This is a genomic window from Paenibacillus agaridevorans (genome assembly GCF_003112455.1).
GTDB classification, from domain to species: domain Bacteria; phylum Bacillota; class Bacilli; order Paenibacillales; family Paenibacillaceae; genus Pristimantibacillus; species Pristimantibacillus agaridevorans.
In genome coordinates, this window is sequence record NZ_BDQX01000171.1 from 568,198 (window position 1) to 580,000 (window position 11,803).

Consider the following 11,803-nt stretch of genomic DNA (forward strand, 5'->3'; position numbering starts at 1 on the left):
CTCCGCCGTCGCCGGCGTTCACGGTGAACCGGTAAGTCGTGTTCGGCGACAGTCCGGCAACCTTATGCGTCAGCGTGGAGCCGCTTACGGATTCCAACAGCGCGCCGTTGCGATAAATGTCGTATTTGGTTACGCCCGTATTGTCCGTTGCCGCCGTCCAGGCCAGCTTGACGCTCGTATCGGTGATGTCCGCGACGATTAGACCGGATGGCGCGCTTGGCGCTTCGTCGTCGCCAGGGACGCCGCCCCCTGCTTCATAGATGGCCAGATCGTCGATGACGTAAGCTTCGTCCGTTGCGCCCGTATCTACGCGAATGCTGAATGCGATCTTGAAGCTGGTAATGAGCTTCTGTCCCCCGTTCGGCACGATGCTGAACCGGTAGCTTGGGAGATCCTCGTCGTTAACCGTCTTCAGCTCGTCTGGAGTCGTATTGGTGTAAGCCGCCGTTCCCGTTATGCTCGGATAACCCGCTGGAAATCTCGGAACGCTCACGTTGTCGTACGGCGCCATCTGCAGTTGGGCGTATGTATTGCCCGGCACCGGCTTGGTGCTCGCCGCGCTGCGGAGCAGCTTGTATTCGAATACAAATTCCGTTGGCGTCGTCCCGACCGGCATTCGGTAAATGTCATTGATCCGGGACAGCAAAGCTCCGCTTGTCAGCTCGTAAAAGAAATAGCTGTTTGCATTCGCGCCAAGCGATGCGTCGCGAAATTCCAGCGCGTTATTGCCGCCGATCTGCACAATCTGCTGCGAACCGCCGGACGTCGGAATCTCGAGCGTAAACGGACTTGTACCGCCGTCGAACCCCGTATCCATATCCGCAGCGAGCAGATTGGTTCTCGTCTCTTGCGGTTCCGCAGCCGCGGCAGGCGCGGGCGGCCATAACCCGATGGCAAGCAAAAAGGCAAGAAGCAGATGAATCCCTTTTTTTCCAGCAGCTGTTCTCATATCATTCGTAACCTCCTATTTTGAAAGCGTTTTCACTCTTGGTTAAAGCCGGCCGATTTCGGATGGATTCCGATACGGCCAGGCGAGAGCAGGTTATTCCCGATTCTGCTCGCGGTATTGATTAGGCGTAAGCCCGGTATATTTTTTGAACGAGGTAAAAAACGTCGTTTTGGATTGAAAACCCGACCGCTCCGCAATGTCGAGCACCGGCCAGTCCGTGGACAGCAGCAGCTGCTTCGCCTGCTCCAGACGTTCTTGATGAATGAAGCCGGAAAGCGTGATGTGATATGTCTCCTTGAATACCAGACGGACATAACTCCCTGACAGCATCATATAGTCCGCGATGCTTTCGAGCGTCAGCATGGGATCGTGCAAATGCTGCTTCACGTAATCGAATATTTCGGAGGCGAGCTCTTCTCTGCGCGTGGATGACGAATGTTGAAGCGCCGCGCTGTCGATGAGCGCTTCGAGCTGCCTGTAGAGCCAATCTTTGACGTCCATCAACGTGTCGAATTGCCGAAGCAGTTGATCCGCGCCTTGTTCCCGCTCGCCTATCGCCTTGCTGAACGCCTTGAAGACGTGGAACAACAGCAGCTTAAGCCGGAATTGGCATTCCGCGTACGTCAGCTTCTGGAGCTCTTCGAACATGACGTCGAGCTGCTCGCGAACCGCTTCCTTCTGCGCCTTCCTCGTCGACTCGATCAATTGATGGATGGCGCCTTCGTCCAGATCCGACTGCCGCTCGGGCAAATAATGTGCGAGATCGGCTTCCACGTAAACCTTGTCGTCCGCGTCAAAAAACCGCAGCAGCGTCAAATCGCTGATTCTTTCATACAGGGCGCGCATATTCGCCCTTATCGGGGTTCGATCGCTGATCGCCGAGGTGACATTCAGATTCAGCCACTGCCCGATCGCCGCGTCCGATTCTTTGAGCGCAAGCACCGGATCGGCGTCTTCCGCGCCTCCCCCGACCAGCAAAACGAGCTGATCGCTGCCGAGATCCACGCTCTCTGCCGCGAAGCCGTGCCAGCTCAATATTTCGCCCGCGATATTGCCCATGGCGTACAGCAGGAGTTTCCTGGAGGCGTACGAATACCGTTCCGAAAACGATTGGAACCGGTTGATCCGAATGACCGCCAGCCGAATGTCCGAAACCAGAAGCGGCCTCAGCGCTTCATTTTCTTCCATTTCCTTGCTGTAGCCGCCCTGCAGCAGCCATTGCCGCAGAAGCTCGTTTTTGACCACGTCGCGATGATTGCGAATGATGTTGTTCATCTCATCCATCGTTTTTACCATATGGTCGAGTCCCGTTTTAATAACGGCGAACTCCGAATAATTGCGTTGTTCGGCCATCTGCGCATCCGGCGCAACCGTCTTCCTGATCTGCCTTGCGAGCTGGCTGAACGGCTTGAATTGGCGACGCGAGTTCCAGTAGGACAGGACGGACAATACGATCAGCAGAAACAGGCACATGCCGAATAAGCGGAACTGGATCCGATCGATATTTTTGCTGATGTCCTTTACCCGCACGGTAGAATGGAGCGTCCATTCCTCGGCCTTGAACGCGTAAGAGTGAACCAAATAAATTTGATCGCCCGACTTCGTTTCATGGGTAGCCGGATCGCGTCGGATAATCTGTTCGGCGTCGATATCCGGAGAACCGCCGAGAATGACGGCTCCGGATTCGTCCACAACCATGATATTGGTGGATGCCTCGTTCAAATTTTGCAGCAAATACGTCTCAAGCAGCTCTTTGTCCAGCAAAATCACGACATAACCTTGGCTGCTGATCCCGCTTTTGTACGCCGGCGCGATCAGGGCGAGGCGGGCATTCCCGTCCGGGCTTTCGTGATTGTAAAACCGCAGCGTAGACGGAGGCTGCTCGAGAATGCGATCCAGTACCCCCCGATCGGCAAAATTGTCGAATGTATGAATGCCGTCGCCGGAGTCGATCACCTGCCGCGTCTTCATATTGATCAAATAGGTCGTATCGATAAAGGACTGCAAGCTCAAAAATTTCGATATCGACTTCAGCGCGGAAGACGCAACCAACGGCTCGCCGCGATCCGCCATCAGCCAATGGAAAATATCCGGGTCCTGGTACATGTTGAGCGCGTACGCTCGCAGCTGATCCAACTGGTATTCCAGTCCCTGGCTGACGCTCGAGGTTTTGGCGCTCATCAGCCGATTCACGTCGCCATAAGCTTGCTCGGCATATTCCCGTCTCAGGAAAAAGGAGAAGATCAGAATAATAATCGCGAACCCAATTCCGATTTTCAAAAAATTCCGAAGGTATGTCTGTTCAGGCAACAGTCGCAATCGTAACTCCCCTTCATCTGTTCTTATTCCCGCTCCCGAAAGTCGACTACCGGCTGCTTATTGGAGAAAAACCGCTGACTGCCTGCTGCGTTTTCTCTATCGCCGTTAGCGGGAAACGAGAAAAGCGTCGATCTGACTCTGCAATTCCGTCTGGATTTTTTTGGCCAGCGGCGCCGCTTCCGCCTTAAAACGGTTCCAATAATCGTCCGGATCGACAACGCCGTTAAAGATGGCCGTATAATATTTGGCTTCGATGCTGACGTATTGCGAAATTTCATTGACGACCGGCGCGCTGTCGAACGTAAACCCGGCAAGCACGTCCATCGTAAAGTTGCCGACGTCCGCGCTCCACGCGTCGAGCCGCGACGTCTCTTCGTCCTGGGCGGCATCCTGGCGGTCCAGCGTCGGATTCCAGATCCACGCGTACGGGAACCAGGCGTAGCCGTCGCCCAGCACTTTGTATTGGTTATCGCCGACCGCTTCCCAGTTGGTGCCTTCGATGCCGTAGGCGAGCAGATCGTAATTTTCTTTTTGATTCGCCCAATCCAGGAACTGGATCGCGCGCTCCTTGTTTTTGCTGACGGCCGGCACGCTTATAAAATTGTACTGTAGCGCATTCGTCAAGATGGCGCCTTTCTCCTCGTTCATAAACGTAACCGCCTCGAATTCGGCTTCGGGATTGACGCTCTTGAGCGCTTGCTGCGTATCGGTGCCTACGCCAAATTCGTTGCTTGGAATGATCGCCACTCTTCCTTGTTTGGCAGGCTCAAGCAGTTCTTTGATGGCCAGAACGTCCTGGCTAATAATTTGATCCTGATAGAGCTTGCGCGAGTTTTCGATCCAGGACCATACCGACGGTTCCATCTCTTCGAAAAGGTTGTAAATTTTTCCGTCGTTGTTTTTCGTATACAGCACCAGCGATTCCGGCAGCACCGGACTTGGCATCACATTGTCGACGTTTTCCTTCCAATAGCGGCGGTAGGCGCCTTCCGACAACCCTTTGCTGACATCCTGACCCGACGGAAGCAGCGGCACGATGTCCGGCATGTTCTCCTTGACCGCATAAGCGAACTTGATAAGATCATCATACGTCTCGATCGGCGCAATGCCAAGCTGCTCGCGCAGATCCTTCCTTACATAGTAGACGCGGCCCTGGACGAACGTAACGCCGTTCGGGATGGCCATAATTTTGTCGTCGAACTTGTTCGCGTCCCACATTTCCTGCGGCCGGTTCTTCAAAATGTTCGGGCCGTATTGCTGCAGCAGATCATCCAGCTGCGCATAGCTGCCAGCGGCGATCTGTTGGGTAATATGGAGCCACGGCGCATCGAAAATAAGATCGATCGGTTCGCCGGAAGACAACGTCACCTGAGTCTTCTGGGCGAGATCCGCAAACGGGACGAACACGACGTCCAGCTTCACGTTCAGGGAGTCCGCCATCCGTTTCTCCGCTTCCGCGATGACGGCGTCGAAGTCTCGCGGCCTGTCGCCCGGAATCATAATTTTCAGCGTGACGGGATCCAGCTTGCCTTCTTGCGTAGCCGCCGTGGAGCCGGGACTCGCGGCGGGAGCGTCCGTGCCGCCGTTCGAAGAACACGCGGCAAGCATGCTCGTCGTCAGCAGCAGAGCCAGCGTCCCCGCCATTCCTTTTCGAATATTCATTGTTACGACCTCCTGAGTGTATATTGTATATTTAACCGAGATTTCCGGCTAAATCAAGTTTGGCGTCAGCCCTTGACGGCGCCGATCGTAATGCCTTTGACAAAATATTTCTGTAAAAACGGGTAGAGCAGCACGATTGGACCGATGGTCAAACAGACTGTCGCGAGCTGGATCGAGCTGGCCGGAGCCGCCACCCGGTAGCTCGCGCCGCCGCCGACATAAGCGGACATGTTCAGATTCGAGATCAATTGCCGGATCATGAGCTGCAGCGGATGCAGCTTGTAATCGTCGATGAACAGCAGCGACAAATACCAGTCGTTCCAGAATTGAATGGCGTAGAACAACGATACCGTGGCGATAACCGGCGTGGAGACAGGGATGATGATGCTCCAGAACAGCCGCATATCGCCCGCTCCGTCGATCGTTGCCGCTTCGTTGATCTCGTAAGGCAGCGACTTGTAAAAGGCGACCAGAATAAAAGCGTAAAACGGATTCAATACATAAGGCAGGATGAGCGCCCACAGGCTGTCCTTAAGATGAAGCCAATTGGCGACCATAATATAGAAGCCGACCAGCCCGCCGCCAAGCACCATGGCGAGGTAAGTCAGAAATGCCATAATGTTGCGGTATTTCACCTTCGGATGCGCAATTACATAAGCGAACATCGACGTAATCGTCACCGCGATGACCGTGCCCGCGACGGCAACCATCAGCGAGTTGCGGTAGCTGAGCAGCAGTTGCTTGCCTTTCAGCAGGAACGAATAGGCGTCAAGGCTCCAGGCCTCCGGCAGCATTTGATAGCCGTTCGCCAGAAAGCTGCCCTCCGTCGCAAAAGAATTCGCAAGCACGAGCCAGAAAGGCACGACGCACACGACGCCGAATAAAACAATGACCGCGTACACGACGGTTAAAAAGATGGATTCGCCCGCGCTCCTTCCAGCGGATTGACGAGTTTGCCCGGAAGGCGACGGAACGGTAGATTGCTGCGGCTGATTGCCCATAAACATCATCCTCCTAGAACAGTTTCGAATCGGGATCGATGCGCCGCGCAAGCCGGTTAAACAGCAAAATCGTCGCCAAACCCATAATGGATTGATACACCACGACGGCCGAAGACATGCCGAAGTTGCCTAATTGACGCAAAGCCCGGAACGAATACGTATCGATAACGTCGGTCGTCGGATACAAGATCGAATTGTCGCCGATAATGCCGTAGATCATGCCGAAGTCACCAAAGAAAATTCGGCCGACGCCGAGCAGCGTCAACACGACGATGACGGAGCGGATCGACGGAATCGTAATGTAAACGATCTGCTGCAGCCGTGTCGCTCCGTCGATTCGCGCCGATTCGTAATAGTCATTCGAAATGCCGACAATGGCGGCCATAAAAATAATCGAATAATAACCGGAAAACTTCCAGACATAGACGACAGTCAGAATGAACGGCCATAACTTGGCGTTCTGATACCAGTTCACCCCTTCCAAACCCAATCGGCCGAGCCAATCGTTAAGCAGCCCGTCCGAGCTCATAAACGCAAGCATCATCAAGCTGACGACCAGCCACGAAATAAAGTAAGGAAGAAAGATGAGCGACTGGCTAAGCTTTCGCAGCAGGACCGAACCCGCCTCGTTTATGAAGATTGCCAGCAGCAGCGCCGCCCCGATGCCGAACACCAGAAACAACGCGTTCAAATAAACAGTGTTGAAGGTAACTCGCAGCCAATCCTGTCCTCCGAAAAAAAACTCGAAATTGGCAAGTCCGCTCCAATCGCTACCCCAAATTCCTTTGACAGGCTGAAAACGCTGAAACGCTATCAGATGCCCGACCATGGGGATGTAAGAGAACAGTGCCAAAAAAATAATACCCGGAATAGCCAACGCGTAAAGCTGGCGATTCTTCGTTAGTTCCCTGATGAATCCCATCCGTATTCTGCTCCTTCCTCATGTCCAGTGACGTTTCACGGGCTGACTCCTACAATAGGCCAGCAGAGCCGCCTCTGAACAGTCCGAAATGTGCTAATCGCCTGTTAGAAGCGCAAATAGAACACAAACGAACGGTACGGAGCGCCTTCCGGGACGCCGCTTCTTTTGCTGACTCCGGGTCCTTTGCAATCGTTTTTCATGTGTTTCTTATGCTCCATTAGCGCTTTTCGAACTCGAATCGGATTCCGAACCTGCCAGCGAGCCCACTCTCCGGTCGGATTATCGCCGTAGCGCGAGTCCGACCGTTTTAAGTCCGTTGCCCGCAAAAAAACAGACCTGGCCGGCGAGCCGCGGTTCCGTATGGAACTGGCGGGGTTGCGGGCCAAGTCTGTGAATGGTTGTTCGAGCTTTTTTTGTTCGTTAATCCTCCTCCGCCTCAAGCATGAGCTTTCTCCGCAAGCGCGCCGGACGGATCGCAAGAACATAGATCAGCATCGCTGCGGCAATGGAGATCGGCGCAACGTAATAACCGCCGAGAAGCAGCGGCAACGACGCGGGCAACCACAGGATGGAGAGTCCCGTCAGCAATGCTGCCCTATCCAATCTGGCGAATTGCTCTCGCTGGCCATCCAAAGGGAGCGGATAAATGTTTTTCCAAACCGTGTAACGGTTCACATAACGCAGACCTCCAAGCTGGAGCGTCATAACGAATGCGAAGATGGCATAGGAGATCGCAGCTCCCCATCCTTCGAGGGTCGCGGCGTCTGCAGCCCAATAGGATACCAGTCCGCCAAGCAGCAATAGACGGATCAGGATGCCTCCGATCTCCGTGCGTATAAGCGATGCCGCGTACAGATACACATATGCATGGTTCTGCCCGTAGCGGATCCGCGGCAATAGCCAGGACAGATAAGGCCTGCGGGCGATGCTAGCCGAGACGACAGGCACATCGATAAACATGCCGAAGGCCGAATAATACCGCTTCCGCGTCCTTTCTTCCTCCTGGATGAGCCGCTCCCAAGGGAACCGCTGATTGCGCGGCAGACGATATGCGGCAGCGAGCAGCGCCATGCAAATAAACATAAACAAGGCAGCCTGCCATTCCGGATAGAGGAGCCAAGCTCCGATGACGCCTGCCGTCAGCAGCCAACGGCCAAGCCGAAAGAAAATCCGGGCAGCCCCCCATGACATTCGCCGCTCGCGCCAAGCTCCGTAATGTCCGGCTCCTTTCAAGAGCAGCAGAGCCACGGCCAACAGCCAGACATCGTTCTCGCCGCCTCCGCGCTGGTAGACCGGCACATAAAGCAAAAATACGGCCGCGGCCAGAATACTGCTCCAGATGACCGAATAGCGCAATGATCGATTTAGATATACATTCATCTCATGCTCTCTCGGCATCAAATAAACAACATCCGCCGGGGCAAGCCAAGTACGAAGAGGACTCCAGCAGAGTACGGGCGTCAGGAAGACGACGCCAACTTCTATTAAGGGGAAGTCTGGCGGTACGTCCCGAATCAGACCAAAATATCCGATGGCGGAAGCAATGAACAATAATGATAGGAAAGCGGGAAAACCGCTCTGCGCCATATAACGCAAATAAGGAAAAATCTCCTTGCGGAACGCGCGGGCACGTTCGCTCCAAGTCACCGCAAGCCGGGCTCCAGCCTCCGCCATCAGCTCTCCCCTCCTGCAACGAGCCGGTAGAACGCATCCTCCAGCGACCCCGTCCCTTCTTGAAAGCCCGCAGCGGACCGAATATTCTCCAGCTTGCCTTGTGCGGCGATACGTCCCTGATGCATGACGATAAAGGAATCGCAATAGGCTTCCACCGTGGACAGAATATGCGAGCTCATCAAAATGGCAGCCCCGCTGCGCTTTACCTCAACCAGTCTGTCTAGCAGCGAACGAATGCCAAGCGGGTCCAATCCCAAAAAGGGTTCGTCGATAATATACAAAGGCGGCGAAGCCAGCAGCGCGCTCATGATCATCACCTTCTGCCGCATTCCCTTGGAGAGATGAGCGGCGAATGCACGGCGCTTCGGCACCATCTGGAACTCGATAAGCAGCTCCTCGGCGCGTGTCTCATAGTCTTGTCCGGGTACGCCGTAAGCCATCCCGGCGAGTCGGAGATGTTCCTCCACCGTCAGTTCGTCAAACAGCACCGGGGATTCCGGCACGTATGCGAACGCCGATCGATATTTCTCGGGATGCTGCGCCAGCCTCACACCCGCCACCTCCACCTCGCCCTGCTGCGGGGTGAGCAGCCCCAGAATATGTTTGATCGTCGTGCTTTTGCCCGCTCCGTTGAGACCGATCAGCCCCACCATCTCGCCCGGTCTGATGCTGAATTCAATTTCATGCAGCACTGGCCTCTTTGGACTATATCCGCCGGTCAAGCCGCTTACTTGCAGCACTTTGTCCATTTTGTTCATAACATCCAGCATCCTCTCCACGGTTTTCCTTAATTACCCTGCATGTTTACTATCTATCAGCATACCGAAGTTGGAGGCAAATTTCAAAAATAGAAAAGAGGCTGCCCGATTGGACAGCCTCAGCTTATGACCGGCGTATTGCCGGACAATGATTGCATTATTATTTGATCGTTATCGTTTTGACGGTGCCGTTTTCGCCCTTGACTTCGACCAGTTGGCCGATCTTCAGCTTGGTGGCGTCGCCTACGACGGATACGTTGGCATCCACGTTATAGATGAGCGTAGTCGTCGAATTGTTGGACTCCGTGCGAGTAACCGTAATCGTAGCCAGCTTCGCCTGAGCGTTGAAATTCAGCGTGTTGATGACGCCAAGCTCCGTAAACGCTGTCGATACCGGCGCCTTCTCTGTAACTTCGATAAACACGACCTTGTTCTGGTAAGTACGGATGAACAGCTTGTCACCGGCTTTCAGATCGGCGATCGTCGCTTTTTTGTCATCGCGGAAGATAAAGACCGTAGGATCAACGGCAAGCGCCAATTCGGTATTATCGGATTGAACGATCGTCAGAGCACCATTGGCTGCAGTCTTCAGCGTACCTTGAATGGCGCGTGCGTCGTGATCCGGCATCTCGTTGTCTGTACGGTCGAGCAGGGCCGCCAGCTCGGCGCGCGTTACTGGCTGGTTCGGACGGAACGTCTTATTGCCATGTTTGTCCTCATAACCCGTAATGATGCCCTTCTGCAAGGCAAGCGCTACATAGCCGACAGAGCCTGCCGGAATTTCCTTCGCGTCTTTGAAGTCCAGCTTCGTGTTGTTCAAAGCTTTTGCTTCTTCCTCCAGCTTAAGCGATTTGATCAACAAGATCGTCGACCATAACCGTGTAGCGTTTTGCTCCGGTTTAATCTCTGTCTCCGTTTCGGCGAACAAATCATTTTCCAGTGCTACGGATACGTAACCGACTGCCCAAGGATATTTTTTCTTCAGCTTGTCTGCATCCTTGAAGTTCAGCTCCGTACCCATTTCCTCTGCGGATTCCGCTTGTGCGCGCAGCCCCATCAGCCTGACGGCAGCCGTCAGCGTCTCAATGCGGGAGATATGCTGCTTCGGCTTGAACGTGCCATCCTCGTAACCCGTGAACACGCCTTTCGCCGCGAGACGCATAATGTATTCAAGCGCCCACTCCAGTTGGTCTTCATCCTCGAAGTTCCACTTGACCTTATATTTGTTGTCGTTGTCGCCCCAACCTTTGTTTTTGTCCCACTTGTCATCGTCGTCTCTGTCATCGTCCTTGTCGTTTTTGTTCTTCTTATCGTGCTGATCCCAGTTTTTACCTTTACCATTCTTGCCATTATCGTAATCGTTCGAGTGCGCGAATGCGGACGTCGCGCCGCTTGCCAGCATCAGTACCGCAGTCGCGGTAACCGCCGTCTTTTTCCATAAAGTCTTTTTCGTCATAATAGCCACTCTCCTTTAAACGTTAGCGGGACATGCCGCTTTATTCCTTCGCCCATACCTTTCGCATGGGGAAGTCCGTTTAAGGGGGGTGGCTATTAAAATAATTTTATGTCGGGTACGCTTGGCAACCTGCTTTGTGATCAAAAGCGGTCTTTTGGGACAATCTCCTTATGCAATTTCAACCCGCTGTTCACTGCCTATTCGCACCTGAGATTCGCATCCGTTTGATTAGACGACGACGCCAAACACGCTCCATTCTTCTATTTCTTTCCTCCACCAATCGTTTGCGTTGTCTACAGCTGCTCGTTCGCCTACTTTTTGGAGCCATAGACGCTACTAACGCCTATGGGCGCTAATCAGAGTTACTTTCCGGTCCATCGGCGTTTTTAACGCCTACAGCTGCTCGTTCGCCTACTTTTGGGAGCCATAGGCGCTACTAACGCCTATGGGTGCTAATCAGAGTTACTTTCCAGTCCATCGGCGTTTTTAACGCCTATAGCTGCTCGTTCGCCTACTTTATTGGTACGGATACAGTACCAGATCTGCTCATTGAAACATACTTTTATGCTTCATTCGAAGATTTTGCACCAGTTCGGCTCATTGAAGCATACTTTAATGCTTTAATTTGCTTGCCCTGCCGAAAGCAAAATAGAGGTGGGAGCCCCCACCTCTAATATTTCAGAACATTTATGTGATTGTTCCCAAACTGGTAAAATCACGCACTCTTTTTATTGCTTTTTCGCCGAATCCCGTTTCTCTTTTAACCATTTCGGAGCGCCTTTATTTTTGCCCTCGCGTTTCTTCTGCTCCTTGGCTTGAGCCTTCGTGACAGGCTTGGCAGCGGGCTTCTCAGCCGGATTCGTCGCAGATTTTTCTGCTTTTTTTCCGGGGGATTGAGTCCTGCTTGGTGCCGGCTTGGAACTCGTCCGCGAACTTGCGGCCTCGCGGCTTGAACCTCCAGGCCGATCGGACCGCCCGCCCGTTTCGGACCGTCCCGATTGTTTACCTGCGGCAGCCGAGATTGCCGCACGACTGCCATTGACGTTGACGTTGCCCCGCTCT

8 protein-coding genes and 1 pseudogene are annotated in these 11,803 nt (G+C 53.7%); all 9 read right to left on the reverse strand.

Annotation, left to right across the window (positions count from 1 at the left end):
• Nucleotides 1-949 (reverse strand): fibronectin type III domain-containing protein (locus PAT3040_RS37155; RefSeq protein WP_181376688.1); only part of this gene is annotated, 949 nt, incomplete at its 3' end.
• A 93-nt stretch (nt 950-1,042) separates the two neighbouring features.
• Nucleotides 1,043-3,268, reverse strand: coding sequence for a helix-turn-helix domain-containing protein (locus PAT3040_RS17395; RefSeq protein ID WP_108993697.1), 2,226 nt, complete (start codon nt 3,266-3,268; stop codon nt 1,043-1,045).
• A 105-nt stretch (nt 3,269-3,373) separates the two neighbouring features.
• Nucleotides 3,374-4,930 carry an extracellular solute-binding protein gene (locus PAT3040_RS17400; protein WP_108993698.1) on the reverse strand — a complete coding sequence of 519 codons (1,557 nt, stop codon included), beginning with the start codon at nt 4,928-4,930 and terminating at the stop codon, nt 3,374-3,376.
• Between the two features lie 65 nt (nt 4,931-4,995).
• The gene (locus PAT3040_RS17405) at nt 4,996-5,931 is read right to left on the reverse strand and encodes a carbohydrate ABC transporter permease (RefSeq protein ID WP_108993699.1); all 936 of its coding nucleotides are present in this window, start codon (nt 5,929-5,931) and stop codon (nt 4,996-4,998) included.
• A 13-nt stretch (nt 5,932-5,944) separates the two neighbouring features.
• The gene (locus PAT3040_RS17410) at nt 5,945-6,853 is read right to left on the reverse strand and encodes an ABC transporter permease (RefSeq protein WP_108993700.1); all 909 of its coding nucleotides are present in this window, start codon (nt 6,851-6,853) and stop codon (nt 5,945-5,947) included.
• Nucleotides 6,854-7,273: 420 nt separating this feature from the next.
• Nucleotides 7,274-8,527 (reverse strand): ABC transporter permease, encoded by a 1,254-nt coding sequence (locus PAT3040_RS17420; RefSeq protein ID WP_108993702.1) that lies wholly within the window; start codon nt 8,525-8,527, stop codon nt 7,274-7,276.
• Nucleotides 8,527-9,276, reverse strand: coding sequence for an ABC transporter ATP-binding protein (locus PAT3040_RS17425; protein ID WP_087566915.1), 750 nt, complete (start codon nt 9,274-9,276; stop codon nt 8,527-8,529). The genes PAT3040_RS17420 and PAT3040_RS17425 overlap by 1 nt, the downstream gene beginning before the upstream one ends.
• A 169-nt stretch (nt 9,277-9,445) precedes the next feature.
• The gene (locus tag PAT3040_RS17430; protein ID WP_108993703.1) at nt 9,446-10,741 is read right to left on the reverse strand and encodes an S-layer homology domain-containing protein; all 1,296 of its coding nucleotides are present in this window, start codon (nt 10,739-10,741) and stop codon (nt 9,446-9,448) included.
• A 728-nt stretch (nt 10,742-11,469) separates the two neighbouring features.
• Nucleotides 11,470-11,803 (reverse strand): annotated as a pseudogene (locus PAT3040_RS38055) (hypothetical protein); the annotation flags it as partial.

Bases quoted from the DNA above. Each gene is read 5' to 3' on its own strand.
- PAT3040_RS17425 (WP_087566915.1), bottom strand. From the start codon at position 9,276: ATGGACAAAGTGCTGCAAGTAAGCGGCTTGACCGGCGGATATAGTCCA.
- PAT3040_RS17400 (WP_108993698.1), bottom strand. From the start codon at position 4,930: ATGAATATTCGAAAAGGAATGGCGGGGACGCTGGCTCTGCTGCTGACG.
- PAT3040_RS17420 (WP_108993702.1), bottom strand. From the start codon at position 8,527: ATGGCGGAGGCTGGAGCCCGGCTTGCGGTGACTTGGAGCGAACGTGCC.
- PAT3040_RS17430 (WP_108993703.1), bottom strand. From the start codon at position 10,741: ATGACGAAAAAGACTTTATGGAAAAAGACGGCGGTTACCGCGACTGCG.
- PAT3040_RS17410 (WP_108993700.1), bottom strand. From the start codon at position 6,853: ATGGGATTCATCAGGGAACTAACGAAGAATCGCCAGCTTTACGCGTTG.
- PAT3040_RS17405 (WP_108993699.1), bottom strand. From the start codon at position 5,931: ATGGGCAATCAGCCGCAGCAATCTACCGTTCCGTCGCCTTCCGGGCAA.